This window comes from Armatimonadota bacterium (assembly GCA_031459765.1).
In the GTDB taxonomy this organism is placed as follows: Bacteria; Sysuimicrobiota; Sysuimicrobiia; order Sysuimicrobiales; family Kaftiobacteriaceae; genus Kaftiobacterium; species Kaftiobacterium secundum.
In genome coordinates this window covers 253,053-269,438 of record JAVKHY010000003.1, presented here as the reverse complement: position 1 = coordinate 269,438, position 16,386 = coordinate 253,053, and the positions used below count along the sequence as shown (strand labels likewise).

The following is a 16,386-nucleotide window of genomic DNA, read 5'->3' as shown; positions in this document are numbered from 1 at the left end:
CCGGCCCCGGTCCGTCATCCCTCCGGCGGCGGTCTCATCCCCTGCCGGTCCCCTGGTACCAGGGGACTATTGTGCCGCCGGGCGCGGGAAGGCTAGACTGGCCACGTGACCCCCATCCGCATCCTGCTCGTGGACGACAACTCCGCCTACCGCCGGCATCTGGCGCGCCTGCTGGCGCGTGAACAGGACTTCCAGGTGGTGGGCGAAGCGGCGGACGGCGCCGAGGCCATCGCCCGGGCCAGGGAACTGCGGCCCGACGTGGTGCTTATGGACTTCCGCATGGAGGGGCTGGACGGCTTCTCCGCGGCACGGGCCATCGTGCGGGACCTTCCCGCGGCGAAGGTGTTCATCCTCACCGCCTTCCCGGGCGCGCTGGACCCCGAGAAGGTGGCCCGCGGCGGGATCCACGGCCTGCTCACCAAGGACCGGCCCGCCGCGGATCTGGTGGGGACGATCAGAGCGTCGGTTCTTCCACGCGCGTGACGCGCAGCACTTCTTCCACCGTCGTCATCCCCCGGAGCGCTTTGAGCAGTCCGTCGGCCCGCATGGAGCGCATCCTTTCCGCCCGGGCGGCCTCGGCGATATCGGCGGCGGAGGCACGGGCCAGCACCAGGTTGCGTACCGCGTCGGTCATCACCAGGACCTCGAAGATCCCTGTCCTCCCCTGGTAACCGGTCTGCCGGCATCGCGCGCAGCCGGCGGCCTGGTGAAAACTCGGGGCCGGCAACTCGTCGCCCAGCGCGGAGCGCAGCCACACCAGGATCTCCGGCGGCGGGTCTATCGGCCGCCGGCAGTGGGGACACAGGGTCCGCACCAGGCGTTGCGAGGCCACGCCGTTGACCGCGGAGGCAATGAGAAAGGTCTCGATGCCCATATCCACCAGCCGGGCCAGGGCGCTGGCGGCGTCGTTGGTGTGGATGGTGGTCAGCACCAGGTGCCCGGTGAGCGCGGCGTGGATGGCGATGTCCGCCGTCTCCACGTCGCGGATCTCGCCGATCATGATCACGTCGGGGTCGTGCCGCACGATGGAGCGCAGTCCCGTGGCGAAGGTCAGCCCGGCCCGCGGATTGACCTGGATGTGGCTCACCCCGGGCAGCTGGTACTCGACGGGGTCTTCGATGGTAATGATGTTCTTGTCCGCGGCGTTGATCAGGGCCAGGGTGCTGACCAGCGTCGTGGTCTTGCCGCTGCCGGTGGGCCCGCTGACCAGGATGATCCCGTAGGGCTGACGGGCCAGCGCCTCGTAGCGGCGGCGCACCGCCTCGTCCATCCCGAGCTCGGCCAGCGACCGCAGCCCGCGGCTCTTGTCCAGCAGCCGCAGCGACGCCCGCTCGCCGAGCACGGTCGGGATCGTGGCCAGGCGTACGTCGATCTCCCGGCCGTCAACACTCCACTGGAAGGCGCCGTCCTGCGGGGCGCGGCGCTCGGCGATGTTCAGCCGGGCCAGCACCTTCAGCCGGGACAGCAGGGCCGGATGAACGCCCTTGGGCACCTTCATCACCGTCTGCAGGACGCCGTCCACCCGGAAGCGCACGCGCACTTCTTCCGGCTCCGGCTCGATGTGCACGTCGCTGGCGCGGTCCTTTACGGCCTGGGTCAGGAGCATGTTGACCAGACGGACGATCGGGGCGTCCTCCGCCTCGTCCGCGGCGGGCTCGGCCTCCGCCGGCGCGGCCGCCCCGTCCAGCGCGGCCTGTGCCGCCGCGCCCATGCCGTACCACCGATCGATCGCCGCAGCGATGTCGGATTCCAGGGCGACCACAGCCTTCACCGGCCGGCGCGCGGCGATCCCCACGTCGTCCAGGGCAAAGACGTCGAGAGGGTCGGCCAGGGCCACCACAAGGCTGTCGCCCTCCAGCGCCACCGGGACGACCCGCCGTTTGCGGGCCAGCGATTCCGGAATCAGGCGCAGCAGCGCGGGATCGACGCGGGTGGCGGTGAGGCTGACCAGGGGCAGGCCGAGCTGGCGGGCCAGCGCCTGCGCGATCTGCGCCTCGGTGGCGACGCGCATCTCGACCAGGATGCGCCCCAGACGATCACGGGTCTCCTGCTGCCGGCGGAGGGCGTCCTGCAGCTGTTGCGGCGTAATCACGCCGCTCTCGACCAGGATGTCGCCGATGCGTTTGCGCGGGCTCTTCACGTCAGTCCATCTTAGGTGTGCCCGCTTTGCCCCGACAATGGGCGCTTCGGCCTAGCCCGCTCCGCCGAAGTCGGCGCCCGCGGCCTCCGCCCCGGCGAGGAGGACGGCCAGGACGCGCACGTGGACGGGGGTGAAGCCCCCGGGGCGCCCGGCGCCCAGCGCCTCCAGTACCTTGGCCAGGGAATACCGACGCCTCTCGGCCGTCCGGCCGCAGGTCGCCGCGTCGACATAATCGGCCAGGGCCACCACTGCAGCATGGGGCGAGCATCCGGCCGCGTCGCCGGCGATGACACGGTGGTGCTCATACGCCGTCAGCATCGGCAGGCCGGCGCGCCCGCCCAGACGACGCAGCAGCATCGCGCCTTCCACAGCGTGGGCGGGAATCGGCTCCGACACGCGCAGCGTGCGCTCGGCCAGCCGGATCGCCCAGGGCAGGCGCGCCATCCCGATGTCGTGCACGAACGCCGCCACCCCCAGATCGATCTGCTCGGATCGCGGAAGCCCGAACCCCCGGCCGAGGTGGACGGCCAGAAAGGCGGCGTTCACCGCATGCTGCGGGTCGAGCTCATCATGATCCCGCTGGGCGACCTGCGCCCACAGGGGCGCGAGGTCTCCCTCCTCTGCCGCCAGGGGTTCCACGGCGAGCCGCACCCGCCCGATGTCCACCTGATTCCCCGCCTCCACTGCTTCCGTGAGGGCCACGGCGACCTGCACCGCCTCCCGATAGACATCAGGCGGCGCCCCGGGACCGGCGTCGGGTCCCGCGGTTTCCACGCCCGCCACACCCGCCTCGCGCAGGGCCTGGGGTAACCCGCCGATCGCGATGAGCTCCTCCGGTTCCCGCGCCAGGAGCCGGAGCAGGAGGCGCAGGCCGTCGCCGCTCACCTGAGGCCCGATCACCAGCCGGGCGATCCGACGCGCCGTCAGATGGGCCCGCAGCGGGAGGGCATGGCGGTCGTCATCCCGCAGCACGACGCCCTGCACCACCAGCCAGTCCGAGGAAACCTCCCAGCGCACCGAGGCCGCCTGCCGCAACGCCTCCCCCACGACCGTCTCGAAGCGGCGGATGCTCTCCTCCGCAGCGGGATGCTCCGGGCCGTAGTGCCGGACCTGCTGGATGGCGGCATAGAGGAGGCCGGCCAGGTCGGCGGCGAGCGCGGCGGTCACCCCGCCCCTCCCCCGATCCGGGCCAGCGCCGCCCGGGCTTCCTGCTTCAACTCCTCGAGCACGCGCCGCCGCCACGGCGGCGCCGTCGCGGCGAGGATGCGCCGCAGTGCCGAGGCGCAGGTCGGGCTGCCGATACGGCCGAGCGCGCGGATCACCTCGCGCTTGAGATCAACCTGCTCGGTCAGCGGCCCGTCCTCCAGCACCGCGGTCAACGCCGCCGCCGCCTCGGGTCGGCCTGTCACGCCGAGCCAGTGGGCCGCGGCCTGACGCGTCGCAGGGTCGCGGTGGCGGAGAGCTTCGGCGATCGCCTCCACGGCTTCCGGAGTGCCCGCCGTCGCCGCCGCCCGCAACGCCTCCCGCCGCACATGCCCGTCGTCGTGGCCCATCGCCGCACGCAGGGCGGGCACCGTCCGGCCGCCGACCCGCTCCAGCACGGTGACCGCGTTGCGGGCTACGTGCCACCGGGGATCCAGCACGTGTGGCGAGAGCAGCTCCGGCCGGCCGGCGGCGAGATCGGCCAGCAGGTCGACGGCCCGGCGGCGGATGTGGAGGCGGTGGTCCTGGGCGGAGAGCTCCAGCAGCGCGCGCACCGTCTCCTCCGGCGCGGATGCCATCGCCTGGCGGAACGGCCGGGAGAGCAGGGAAGGCTCGTCGGCAGACCGTTCCAGCAGCAGCGTGGCTCCCAGCGACAGCACGCGGATCAGCATGGTGCGCACGGGCTCCTCCGGGGCCTGGCGATGCGAGGCCGCCGCGGCCAGCGCGTCGATCGCGGCGAGAATGCCGCCGGTATCGCCTTCCCTGACCATCTCCACCACCGCGGCTTCCAGATCGACCAGCGCCGGCGGCAGCGTTGCCCCGTCGGCTCTGGGGAGCAGATCGCCCAGAGCCCGCACCGTCTGTTCCCGGATCCGCCGCCCATCCCACGCCGCGAATTCCGCCGCCGCGGCCGCCAGCTCTGATGGCGACGGCGCCGTCACGGCGGCAGCCCCCGCAGGAGACGATGGGGGGCGGCCACCTTCGCTGCGGACGCCTTCATCCTGACGGGCGGGAGTGGCCGGCGCTGCCAGCGGCGGCCAGGAGGCGATCAAGGCGGCCGCCCACGGCTCGTCCGCGGCGCGCACGACCGTCTCGCCCAGCCGTACCTGCCAGGCTTCGTGCGGCGGGGTCAGACTTTCCCCGATCGCCCGCCACGCCGCGCGCCGCAGGGCCCGGGATTCCACCATGAGCCTGCGGTCCACTCTCCGGAACAACAGGCGCACGGTCTCGTCGTCGCTTTCGGCCCGCCGCAGCACGGCGGCGATCCCGCCCGGGTCGGCGGCCGCGGCCGCCTCGAGCAGCGCATCGATCAGCGCCTGGAGGGGGTCGGCTTCGCCGGCCGGCGTCAGGCCGGCCGGTTCCACCACCAGGCTGCGCACGCCCCGCTCGCCGAGATAGGCCCGCAGTCCGCCGGACCGTTCGAGTTGGGGCAGGGGCAGGTGCAGGGCGGCGACAACCTCGGCCAGTTCGGCCGTGGTGACGCCGGGGAAGAAGCGCAACGCGGGCACACCGCGCGCCCGCAGGGCGCGCGCCAGGTCGGCGACTACGTCGTCCTCATACGGCTGCGGAGAAAAGTCGAAGAGGAATCCCCGTCCCGAGGGCGCGACCCCGACCGCTCCGTACACCGCGGTGCAGGCGTCGACCTCGGCCCGGGCCGCCTCCAGCGCCTCCGCCGTCCGACGGTGGGTGAGCGGATAGAGGCGCAGCGTGCGATACGCGGCGGCCACGGCGCGGATGGCCCGCCTAGCCGCCTCGAAGCGCGCCGCGTCCTCGCCTTCGGCCTGGCGCTCGCCGACCATCATCCCCGCCGGGGAGGAGTTCGCTACCCCCTCCCCTCATCCCCCAGTGCGGCCACGATCTCCTCCAGGCGCCGCCGCCGCGCCTGGAGCTCCTCGGCCCGGGACCGCTGGCGCTCCACCACCTCTGCCGGCGCCCGGGAAAGGAAGGCCGGATCGTTCAGCCGCCGGGTGAGCCGGACGGCCTCGGCTTCCAGGTCCTGCAGCGCGCGTCGAAGCCGCTCGCGGGCGGGAGCGACCATCGACTCTCTGATCTCCGTGCCCATGTGGAGGTCGGCGGTGACGATCTCCGTGATGATCCGGCCGCCGGGCGTGACGGGCTGCGGCGCGGGAGCCTCCCAGGGGAGGAGGAGCGGATCTTCGGTCTGGGCCAGGCGCGCCACGTAGTGCGTTCCTTCGAACCCGTCGCGACAGCGCACATAGACCCGGGTCCGCTCGGCCGGGGGCACCTGCAACTCCGCCCGCAGGCTCCGCTGGGCGCGCACCGCCTGCATGAGGAGGTCCACGCGCCGCTCGGCCTCCGGGTCGAGCCAGGCCTCTTCTGCAGAGGGCCAGGGCGCCACCATCAGGCTCTCGCCGTCGTGGGGAAGCCGCTGCCAGACCTCCTCCGTGAGGAACGGCATGACCGGGTGCAGGAGCGCCATGGTCTGGGCCAGCACCGACCACAGCGTGTGCTGGCTCGCCTGGCGCCTCGCCGAGCCGGGCGCGGCCGCCGCCAGGTCGGCTTTGGCCATCTCCAGGTACCAGTCGCAGTACTCCGCCCAGATGAACTCGTACAGCGCCCGGGCCGCCTTGTCGAACTCGTAGCCCTCCAGGAACGCCGTCACCTGCCGGCAGACCTGGGTGAAGCGGCTGCGGATCCAGCGGTCGGCCAGCGTCAGCTCGGCGGGGGCGGGCGCGACCCGGTGGTCGAAACCGTCCAGGTTCATCAGGACGAAGCGCGTCGCGTTCCAGATCTTGGTGGTAAAGTTCCGCACGTCGGCGATCATCTTCTCGCTGAACCGCAGGTCCTGCTGGGCCTGGGAGCAACGGGAGACCAGCGCGAAGCGCACGGCGTCCGCGCCGTAACCGCGCCCGTCGGCCATCTCCAGGGGGTCGATCCCGGTCCCCAGGGACTTGCTCATGCGCCGCCCCTCCAGCGTCATCACCGTAGGGGCGACGTAGACGTCGGTGAAGGGCACGTCGTCGAGGAAGTGCAGCCCCATCATGATCATCCGGGCCACCCACAGGAAGAGGATCTCGTTGGCCGTCACCAGGACATCGCCGGGATAGAAGTAGCGCAGGTCGTCGGTCTCCCGGGGCCAGCCCAGGGTGGCGAAGGGCCAGATCGCGGAACTGAACCAGGTGTCGAGGACGTCGGGGTCCTGGGTCAGCGACGATCCGCCGCAGTTCGGGCAGCGCTCCGGCGCCGCCTTGACCGCGGTGCGTTCGCCGCAGGCCCCGCACCGCCACACCGGGATGCGGTGGCCCCACCACAGCTGACGGGAGATCGTCCACGGCCGGATGTGGTCCAGAAAGTGCAGCACCGTTTTCGCCCACCGCTCGTGGTGGAACCGGACGCGGCCGGCGCGGATGGCCTCGGCCGCTCTCGCCGCCATCGACGAGACGTCGCAGAACCACTGCTCGCTGATATAGGGCTCGATGACGGCGTGACAGCGGTCGCAGGTGCCGATGTTCGTCCGGTAGGACTCCACGCCTTCGACGAGGCCCAGGGCGCGCAGCTCTTCCCCCACCGCCCGGCGGGCCTCGAACCGGTCCAGCCCGGCATACCGGCCGGCCTCCGCGGTCATCCGCCCCCGGGGGTCCAGGATGACGAGGGTGGGCAGACCGTGCTCGGCGCCGATCTCATGGTCCAGCGGGTCGTGCCCGGGGGTGATCTTCAACGCGCCCGTGCCGAACGCGGGATCGACGCGCCGGTCGCCGATGACGGGAACGCGCCGGTTGACGATGGGCACGATCACCTCGGTGCCGATGAGCGCCCGGTGGCGGGGATCCTCGGGGTGGACGGCCACGGCCACGTCCGCCAGGATCGTCTCCGGACGCTGCGTGGCGATGACCACTCCGGGGCCGCCGTCGGCCGCCGGGTACCGCACGTACCAGAGTTCCGCATCCACCTCCACGTACTCCACTTCCAGATCGGAGATGGCGCTCTGGTCCCGGGGACACCAGTTCACCATGCGCGTCCCGCGGTAGATCAGCCCCTGCCGGTAGAGCCGGAGGAAGGCCTCCATCACCGCGTCGTAGTACGGCGGGTCGAGCGTAAAGACGTAGCGGTCCCAGTCGCAGGAGAAGCCCATGCGCTTGAGCTGCTCGTCGATGATCCCGCCGTACTGGCGCTTCCACTCCCAGACCCGCTGGATGAAGGCCTCCCGCCCCAGGCCCTCCAGGGTCAGGCCCTCTTTGGCCAGCTCGCGCTCCACGACATTCTGGGTGGCGATGCCGGCATGATCGGTCCCGGGCTGCCACAGGGCGTTGCGGCCCTGCATCCGCCGCCAGCGGATGAGCACATCCTGCAGGGAGAAGGTCGAGGCGTGGCCGATGTGCAGCTCCCCCGTGACGTTGGGCAGGGGCAGCATGATGACGTACGGCCCGCGCGGCGATCCCCGGGGCCGGGCGAAGTCGACCACGGCGCGGAAGTACCCGGCGCGCAGCCACTGCTGGTAGCGCGCCATCTCCACGGTCCGGGGATCGTACGTCGTGGGGAGCGTCCCGGTCTTCATGGTCGTGTCACCACCACCCCCAGGAAAAAACTGCCGCCCGTCCCCTACGGGACGGGCGGTCATCGCCCGTGGTACCACCCGTGTTCCGCCGGCCGCGCATCCCGCGGCCGCCGGCCACTCCTTCACGCGCTATCGGGCATTCCCGCTGGGCCCTGCACCAGGCTGGGACGCCGGCGGTCGGGCCCAGAACTCAGGAGCGACGTTCACCCGCCCCCGGCCCGGAAGGCTCGCACCCTTTGCCTCCCTCTCTTGGGGCGGCCGCGGGTTACTCCTCTCCGTCGTCGCCTTTGGCGCCATTATAGCAACCGCGGAGGTCAGGTAAAGGCCCCGGACGGGCAGGATAGGCGATGGCATGCCTGCTGAGCTCGACGCGGACATCGAGGCCGTCCTCCAGGCCCCCTGGCCCCGCCCCGACGACCTGGCCCGACTCCGCGCCGCCGCCGACGAGGCGGTGGCGGCGCTCGTCCGCCGGCTGGCCCACGAGCCGGGGGCACTGCGCCGCCGGCGCATTTGCGACGCCCTCGTCGACGCCGCCGCCGACGATCCCGGACGGTTGCGGCCCTATCTGGACCATCCCTCGTGGTACGTGGCCCGCAACCTGGCCTACGTCCTGGGGGAGACGCGCCATCCGCAGGCGGTCGCCCCTCTGGCGGTCCTCGCGCGCCATCCCGAGTACCGGGTGCGTCGGGAGGTGCTCGACGCCCTGCGCAAGATCCCCGGGGGGCGGTCCCGCGAGATGCTGCGCCGGTTCGCGACCGATCCGGACGCCCGCCTCCGGCGCCATCTGATCGACGGGCTGGGCTCGACCTACGATCCGGAGATCGCGTCCTGGCTGCTGGCCGTCGTCCGCTCGCGGGACTACACCCGGGAAGGGATCTCGCTGAAAGAGGCGGCGATTGCCGCCCTGACCCGCATGGGCGCCGCGGAAGCCCGCCCGGTCCTGGAACAGGTGGCCAGGCGGCGATGGGCCTTCGGGCCGGCGAGGAAGCTGCAGGAGGCGGCGCGCGGCGCCCTGGCTCAGACGGACCCGTCGGCTGCGGTCTACGCCTCTTCCAGGTAGATCACGCGGCGGAGCTCGTCCACGCTGGTCGTGCCGTCCAGCACCCGGGCCGTGGCCGCCGCGCCGATGGTTGTCATGCCGCCGGCGATCGCCGCTTCGCGCAGCGCGGTGGCCGGGCGGCGGGCCAGGACCAGGTCCCGCACGGCGTCGTTCACCCGCAGGATCTCCATCACGCACAGCCGGCCCCGGTACCCGGTGTGATCGCATTCGTGGCAGCCCACGGCGCGATAGAGCGTGGGGCGCCGATCGACGGGGAGTCCCAGCTCGGCGGCCAGGTCCGGCGAGGGGACATAGGGTTGCCGGCAGGCCGGGCAGAGGCGGCGCATCAGCCGCTGCCCGATGGCCGCGATGAGCGAGGAGGTAATGAAGTACGGTTCGATGCCCATGTCCACCAGCCGGACCACCGCCCCCGCGGCGTCGTTGGTGTGCAGGGTGCTGAAGACCAGGTGGCCCGTGAGCGCGGCGTGCACAGCGATCTTCGCCGTCTCCGCGTCGCGGATCTCCCCCACCATAATGATGTTGGGGTCCTGCCGGAGCATGCTGCGCAGCCCGGTGGCGAAGGTCAGGCCGGCCTTCGGGCGGACGGGGATCTGCGAGATCCCTTCCAGGTAGTACTCCACCGGGTCCTCGATGGTCATGATGTTGCGGGTCGGGTCGTTCACCCGCTGCAGGCAGGAGTACAGCGTCGTCGTCTTCCCACTGCCCGTCGGCCCGGTCACCAGGATCATCCCGTGGGGCCTGCGGACCAGCGTGTCGATGATCAGCTCCTGCTCCGGCGGGATCCCCAGGCGGTCCAGCCCGACCAGGACGTTGGACTTGTCCAGCAGCCGCAACACCACCCGCTCGCCGAAGGCCGTGGGGGTGATGCCGACCCGGACGTCGTACTCGCGGGCGCGCAGGCGCATGGTGATCCGTCCGTCCTGGGGCCTGGCGTGCTCGGCGATGTCCAGGGCGGCCAGGATCTTGATCCGGCTGACCACCGCCGCGTACATCAGGCGGGGGATGACGGCCTTGTCGTAGAGCATCCCGTCGATCCGGTAGCGCACCCGGGCCTGGTGGGCGTGGGGTTCCAGGTGGATGTCGGTGGCCCGGGCGTTGATCGCCCCCTGCAGGATGGAGTCCACCATCTGGATGACCGGCGGCGCGGCCTCGCCGTCCAGGACCACGACCTCGCCCTCAACGTTCTCGGCCCCGCCGGCGTCGGCAAACTCGATGGCGTCCTGGAGGGCCGCGGCCTGGCTGACCTTGCCGCCCACATCGAAGAGCTGGCCGATCGCCCACTCCAGGTCCGTCTCGGTGGTGAACACCGGGCGCACCCGCAGCCCCGTGGTCCGCGAGATCTCGTCGATGGCCAGGATGTCGGAGGGGTCGGCCATGGCCACGACGAGGTCGTCGTCCTCGCGGCGGATCGGCAGGGCCATCAGCCGGCGGATGAACGCCTCGGGCAGGAGCCGGGCCGTGGGGAGGTCGATGGGCTCGGCGGTCAGACTGACATACTCATACCCCTGCTGGAGCGCCAGCCACCGGCCGGCCTCCCCTTTGGCCAGCAGCCCTCGTTCGATGAAGATCAGGGCCAGCCGTTTCCCGGTCCGCCGCTGCTCCGCCAGGGCGTCGGCCAACTGCGCGGCGCTGATCACGCCGGATTCGACCAGCAGCTCTCCCAGACGCTTGTTGGACTTGGGCGCAAAGGTGCGGGCGGCCATCGGCACCGAATCCAGAGCAACTCCGGTGCCGGGCCTCCCGGCAACCGCTCCGGGGACGGCGTGCTACGACAGCATCTGCTGGCTCGGCTGGGGGGCGGGCCGGATCGTGCCCGGCTCCACCGGCGGCGGCACGGCCAGCGCCGGGACGGTCGTGGCCGGCAGCAGGGCCTCCGCCAGGACCTGGTCCATGTGCTCCACCAGCACGAAGCGCATCTTCCGGCGGACGTGGGCCGGGATCTCCACCAGGTCTTTCTCGTTCTCCTTGGGTAGGATCACGGTGCGGATCCCGGCGCGGTGGGCGGCCAGGACCTTCTCTTTGACCCCGCCGATGGCCAGGACCTTGCCGCGCAGGGTGATCTCGCCGGTCATGGCCACATCGCGGCGGACCGGCCGGCCGGTGACCACCGAGGCCAGCGCCGTGGCCAGGGTGATCCCGGCGGAAGGGCCGTCCTTCGGCACGGCGCCGGCCGGGATGTGGATGTGCACATCGTATTTCTGGTAGAACTCCTCGTCGGCGCCCAGCCGCCGGGCGCGGGAGCGGACGTAGGAGACCGCGGCCTGGCCGGATTCCTTCAGCACGTCCCCCAGCTGCCCGGTGAGCATCAGCTTGCCCTCGCCGCGCATCAGGGTCGCTTCGACGGTGATGATGTCGCCGCCCATCTCGTTGACCGTCAGCCCCATGGCCGTACCGATCTCGTCGGCCTGCTCGGCCAGCCCGTAGCGGTACTTGGGGGGGCCGAGGAACTTGGGCAGCGTCCCGGGGGTGACCCGGACGCTGGCGGCCTTCCCCGTGGCCACCTCCGTGGCGATCTTGCGGAAGACGCTGGCGATCTCGCGCTCCAGGTTCCGCACGCCGGCCTCCCGGGTGTACTCGCGCACGACCTTCTTCAGCGCCTCCTCGGTGAAGACCACCTGGTCCGCCCGGAGCCCGTTCTGGGTGAGCTGCTTGGGGATGAGGAATTGCTGGGCGATCTTGATCTTCTCCTCCTCGATGTAGCCGGAGAAGCGGATCACCTCCAGGCGGTCCCGCAGGGCGGGCGGCACGGTATCCAGGATGTTGCCGGTGCAGATGAACATGACCTCGGAGAGGTCCAGGGGCAGCTCCAGGTAGTGGTCGCTGAAGGCGTTGTTCTGCTCCGGGTCCAGGGCCTCCAGCAGCGCGGAGGACGGATCGCCGCGCCAGTCCATCCCCAGCTTGTCGATCTCGTCCAGCATGAAGACGGGGTTCTTCGTCCCGGCGGTCTTCATGCCCTGGACGATGCGGCCGGGCAGGGCGCCGACATAGGTGCGCCGGTGTCCCCGGATCTCCGCCTCGTCGCGCACCCCGCCCAGGCTGATCCGCACGAACTTGCGGCCCAGCGCCCGGGCGATGGACTTGCCCATGGAGGTCTTGCCCACCCCCGGCGGGCCGATGAAGCACAGGATCGGGCCCTTGCTCTGGGGCGCCAGCTTGCGCACCGCCAGGTACTCGATGACGCGCTCCTTGGGTTTCTCCAGCCCGTAGTGGTCCTCGTCCAGGATGCGCCGGGCCTCGGCGATGTCCAGGCGATCCTCGGTGCGCAGGGTCCAGGGCACGGCCAGGATCCAGTCCAGGTAGGTGCGGACCACCACCGCCTCGGCCACCATCGGCGGCATCTTCTCCAGGCGGTTTAGCTCCTCCAGCGCCTTCTCCCGCACGTGGTCGGGCAGGTTCGCCGCCTCGATCTTCTTCCTGTACTCCGCGACCTCGCTCTGGCGCTCGTCGCTTTCGCCGAGCTCCTGCTGGATCGCCTTCATCTGCTCCTTGAGGAAGTACTCGCGCTGCGACTTCTCCATCTGCTTGCGCACGCGCGTCTGGATCTTCCGCTCCAGCTCCAGGATGTTCACCTCGCGGGTGAGGATCTGGCTGAGCAGATCCAGCCGGTCCTTGGGCTCCAGCTCCAGGAGCTGCTGGCGCTCCTCGACCTTCAGGGGCAGGTGCTGGGCGACCAGGTCGCTCAACGGTCCCGGCTCCTCCGCCTGCATCACCGTGGCGTACTGCTCCGGGGCGATGCTCCGGCTGTAGCGGGCGAAGCGCTCGAACTGGGAGAGGACGCCGCGCATCAGGGCCTCGATCTCCAGCGTCTTCTCTGCCGGATCGGGCCGGGGGCGCACCTTCACCTCGAAGTAGGGCTCCTCCCGCTCCACGCGCTCGATGGTCCCCCGAACCAGGCCTTCCACGATGACCTGCAGGACGCCGTCCGGCTGCTTGCCGACCTGCAGGATGCGGCAGACCGTCCCCGCGGTGTAGATGTCGCCCGGGTGGGGGTCTTCCAGATCGTCCTGCTTCTGGGCCGCCAGCATGATCAGGCGATCTCCGGCCAGCGCGGCCTCCAGGGCCCGCAGCGACTTCTGCCGGCCCACCCCCAGCGGCGCAATCTGATGCGGCAGGATCACCGTGCCCTTCAGCGGCAGCAGCGGCAGGATGTCTTTGATCGTCGGTTCACTCCGTTCCGCCACCAGTCACCCTCCTCGAATGACGAAGGGGGACGCTCGGCCCCCCTCCGCCCGACCCGGTGGTTCCACACCGGACGACTCACCGCCATCCGTATTGTATCATGCCCGCCCCGATCGTCCCCCGCCCTTCCGCCTAGGCCGGCTTCTCCTTGGCCAGCTTCTTTAGATCGGCGCCGGTCAGCAGGATCGGCTCGTGGGTGCGCCGCACGGCGTCTTCCGTGATCACGCACCGCTTCACATCCGGGCGCGACGGGATCTCGTACATGATGTTCAGCATGATCTCCTCGATGATCGTGCGCAGCCCCCGGGCCCCGGTGTGGCGTCCCATCGCCTCCCGGGCGATGGCCCGCAGGGCCTCGTCGGTGAAGACCAGCTCCACCCCGTCCATCTCCAGGATCCTCTGGTACTGACGGACCAGGGCGTTCTTCGGTTCCACCAGGATCCGCACCAGGTCCGCTTCATCCAGCGGATCGAGGGGCACGATCACGGGCAGGCGCCCGATGAACTCCGGGATCAGGCCGTAGCGCAGCAGGTCCTGAGGCATGACGTGGGAGAGGGTCTCGCTGAGCGAGGCTTTGCTCTTGGGCAGGACCTCCGCGCCGAAACCGATCGCCGTCTGGCGGATGCGGGCCTCGATGATCCGGTCCAACCCCTCGAACGCCCCGCCGCAGATGAACAGGATGTTCGTCGTGTCGATCTGGATGAACTCCTGGTGGGGGTGCTTGCGCCCGCCCTGCGGGGGTACATTGGCCACGGTGCCCTCCAGGATTTTGAGCAGGGCCTGCTGCACCCCTTCCCCCGAGACGTCCCGGGTGATCGAGGGGTTTTCCGACTTGCGGGCGATCTTGTCCGTCTCGTCGATGTAGATGATCCCCCGCTCCGCCTTCTTCACGTCGAAGTCGGCGGCCTGGATCAGACGCAGCAGGATGTTCTCCACGTCCTCGCCGACATAGCCGGCCTCGGTGAGCGAGGTGGCGTCGGCGATGGCGAAGGGGACATCCAGGATCCTGGCCAGGGTCTGGGCCAGCAGGGTCTTGCCGCAGCCCGTGGGCCCGATGAGCAGGATGTTGGACTTCTGCAACTCCACGTCGCTGGCGCGCTTGCTCCCGATGCGCTTGAAGTGGTTGTAGACGGCGACGGAGAGAGCCTTCTTCGCCCGGTCCTGTCCCACCACGTACTGGCAGAGGGTGTCGTAGATCTCCCGCGGCTTGGGGGTGCTGCGCGGGCCGGCCTCCGCGGTCGGCCCGTACAGCTCTTCCTCGATGATCTCGTTGCACAGTTCGATGCACTCGTCGCAGATGTACACGCCGGGACCGGCCACCAGCTTGCGCACCTGTTCCTGGGGCTTCCCGCAGAAGGAGCACTTCAGCTTGTCGCCGTCCCCGAACCGGAAGGTGCGGTCTCTGGACATGGGATCCCTAGCGGTCCTTCACCGCGGTGGGGATCCGCTCGCGCGGCTTCAGGACGTAGTCGATCAGCCCGTACTCCAGGGCGGCTTTCGGGTCCATCCAGAAGTCGCGGTCGGTGTCGCGCTCGATGCGCTCGATGGGCTGGCCGGTGTGCTTGGCCAGGATCTCGTTGGTCAGCTGGCGCATCTTCAGGAACTGCTTGGCCTGGATGTCGATGTCCGCCGTGGTCCCCTGCGCCCCGCCCCAGGGTTGGTGGATGAGGATCTGGGAGTAGGGCAGCGCGGCGCGCTTGCCCTTGGCCCCGCCGGCCAGGATCACCGCCGCCCCGGAGGCGGCCAGCCCGACGCAGATCGTCGCCACGTCCGGCCGCACGTACTGCATCGTGTCGTAGATGGCCAGGGCCGGGGTCAGACTGCCGCCGGGGCTGTTCACGTAGAGGTTGATGTCCTTCTCCGGGTCCTCGCCTTCCAGGAACAGGAGCTGGGCGATCACCAGGTTGGCCATGTCGTCGTCGATCGGGCCGCCGACAAAGACGATGCGGTCCTTGAGCAGCCGCGAATAGATGTCGTAGGCGCGCTCGCCGCGCGCCGTCTGCTCCACGACCATCGGGATCAGTGTCATTGCCTACTCACCTCGCGCCAGGCCCACCAGATACTCCAGGGCCTTCCGGCGCCGCAGGGCGCCGGTCAGGCTGTCATAACGTCCGGTCTGCACCAGCCATTCCCGGACGCGCGCGGGATCCTGCTGCAGTCCGCGCGCAACGTTCTCGACCTCGCGATCGATCTCCTCCTGTGTGGGGGAGAGCCCCTCCGCGCGCGCCACCTCCTCCACCGCCAGCTGCAGGCGCAGCCGCCGCTCCGCGGCGGGCCGGAACTCCTGGCGCAGCCCGTCCTCGGTCTTGCCGGTGGCCGCGTAGTAGCGCTGGAGGGTCAGCCCCCGGCGCTGGAGCGTCTCGGCCAGGTCGGCCACCATGTGCTCCACCTCGTGCTCCACCATGCTCTCCGGCAGGTCGATCTCGGCCGAGGCCAGCAGCGCCTCCAGGATCCGCTGCTCGTACTCGGTCCGGGCCCGCTCCGCCGCCTCCCGCTCCAGGCGGGTGCGCAGGGACTCCCGCAGCGCCGCCACCGAGGCCACCCCGCCGGCGCTGCGGGCGAAGGCGTCCGTGACCTCGGGCAGTTCGCGGCGCTTGACGTCCAGGACCTCCACCGTCACGGTCTGCTCGCCCACCCGGATCGTCCTCGTCTCGCCGGCCGCTGCCCCCACCAGGGCCTCCTCCGCCTCCGCCGGGTAGGCACCTCCGCCGATCTCGATCAGGTACTCCTTGCCCCGGGCAAAGCGCTCCACAGGCCCGCTCAGCTCGGTCACCCGGACCAGGATGAAGTCGCCGCGCGCCGCCGCCGCGCCGGGGGCGGAAACGAGGTGGCCGTGCCGCGCCCGCAGATCCGCAATGGCCGCGTCCACGTCCTCGTCGGTCACCTGCGGGGGCGTGAACGGGAGGCGGAGCCGCCGGTAGTCGCCCAGGCGCACCTCGGGCATCAGGTCCACCGTGGCCACGAAGCGCAACGGCTTGCCCTCCTCCAGGGTCTCGACCTTGATCTCGGGACGCGTGATCGGCGTCACCCCGACCTGGTCCACGGCCCGGGCATAGGCGTCGGGAACGAGGGTCTTGACCGCCTCCTCCAGGACGGTGTCGCGGCCGACGTAGCGTTCCAGCAGCGTCCGCGGCGCCTTGCCGCGACGAAACCCCGGGATCTCGACGCGCTGGTTCAGCCGGCGCAGCGCCGCCTCCACGCCCTGCGCGACCACATCCACCGGGATCTCAACTTCGAGCACGGCCCGGCTGCCGGGCTCCCGCCTGACATCAACCTTCATGAACCCTC

The 16,386-nt window shown here is 70.9% G+C and carries 11 protein-coding genes; 2 read left to right on the top strand and 9 right to left on the bottom strand.

Translation table 11 applies throughout. The annotated features are described in order from the left end of the window. Positions 1–105 precede the first annotated feature (105 nt). Positions 106–483, top strand: coding sequence for a response regulator transcription factor (locus QN141_06030; GenBank protein ID MDR7558027.1), 378 nt, complete (start codon positions 106–108; stop codon positions 481–483). Here QN141_06030 and QN141_06025 read toward each other — a convergent pair. Genes QN141_06025 through QN141_06010 form a run of 4 tightly spaced genes read right to left on the bottom strand, consistent with a single transcriptional unit; the run spans position 455 to position 7,859 of the window. Continuing rightward, the gene (locus QN141_06025) at positions 455–2,140 is read right to left on the bottom strand and encodes an ATPase, T2SS/T4P/T4SS family (GenBank protein ID MDR7558026.1); all 1,686 of its coding nucleotides are present in this window, start codon (positions 2,138–2,140) and stop codon (positions 455–457) included. The two genes, QN141_06030 and QN141_06025, sit on opposite strands and share 29 nt — an antisense overlap. A gap of 51 nt (positions 2,141–2,191) precedes the next feature. Then, positions 2,192–3,307, bottom strand: a complete 1,116-nt coding sequence (locus tag QN141_06020; protein MDR7558025.1) for an HD domain-containing protein — start codon at positions 3,305–3,307, stop codon at positions 2,192–2,194. Next, positions 3,304–5,145 (bottom strand): HEAT repeat domain-containing protein, encoded by a 1,842-nt coding sequence (locus QN141_06015; protein MDR7558024.1) that lies wholly within the window; start codon positions 5,143–5,145, stop codon positions 3,304–3,306. The genes QN141_06020 and QN141_06015 overlap by 4 nt, the downstream gene beginning before the upstream one ends. A 20-nt stretch (positions 5,146–5,165) precedes the next feature. Then, positions 5,166–7,859, bottom strand: coding sequence for a valine--tRNA ligase (locus QN141_06010; GenBank protein ID MDR7558023.1), 2,694 nt, complete (start codon positions 7,857–7,859; stop codon positions 5,166–5,168). A gap of 352 nt (positions 7,860–8,211) precedes the next feature. Between QN141_06010 and QN141_06005 the strand changes: the two genes are divergently transcribed. Then, positions 8,212–8,919, top strand: a complete 708-nt coding sequence (locus tag QN141_06005) for a HEAT repeat domain-containing protein (GenBank protein ID MDR7558022.1) — start codon at positions 8,212–8,214, stop codon at positions 8,917–8,919. Here QN141_06005 and QN141_06000 read toward each other — a convergent pair. From QN141_06000 to tig, 5 genes are all read right to left on the bottom strand, one after another. Next, positions 8,901–10,622 carry an ATPase, T2SS/T4P/T4SS family gene (locus tag QN141_06000; GenBank protein MDR7558021.1) on the bottom strand — a complete coding sequence of 574 codons (1,722 nt, stop codon included), beginning with the start codon at positions 10,620–10,622 and terminating at the stop codon, positions 8,901–8,903. The two genes, QN141_06005 and QN141_06000, sit on opposite strands and share 19 nt — an antisense overlap. Positions 10,623–10,685: 63 nt before the next feature. Next, the gene (gene lon, locus QN141_05995) at positions 10,686–13,100 is read right to left on the bottom strand and encodes an endopeptidase La (GenBank protein MDR7558020.1); all 2,415 of its coding nucleotides are present in this window, start codon (positions 13,098–13,100) and stop codon (positions 10,686–10,688) included. 130 nt (positions 13,101–13,230) lie between these two features. Then, positions 13,231–14,508, bottom strand: coding sequence for an ATP-dependent Clp protease ATP-binding subunit ClpX (gene clpX, locus QN141_05990; GenBank protein ID MDR7558019.1), 1,278 nt, complete (start codon positions 14,506–14,508; stop codon positions 13,231–13,233). Positions 14,509–14,515: 7 nt separating this feature from the next. After that, on the bottom strand, positions 14,516–15,127 hold the full coding sequence (clpP, locus tag QN141_05985) for an ATP-dependent Clp endopeptidase proteolytic subunit ClpP (protein ID MDR7558018.1): 612 nt from the start codon (positions 15,125–15,127) through the stop codon (positions 14,516–14,518). Positions 15,128–15,130: 3 nt separating this feature from the next. Then, on the bottom strand, positions 15,131–16,378 hold the full coding sequence (tig, locus tag QN141_05980) for a trigger factor (GenBank protein ID MDR7558017.1): 1,248 nt from the start codon (positions 16,376–16,378) through the stop codon (positions 15,131–15,133). Positions 16,379–16,386 lie beyond the last annotated feature (8 nt).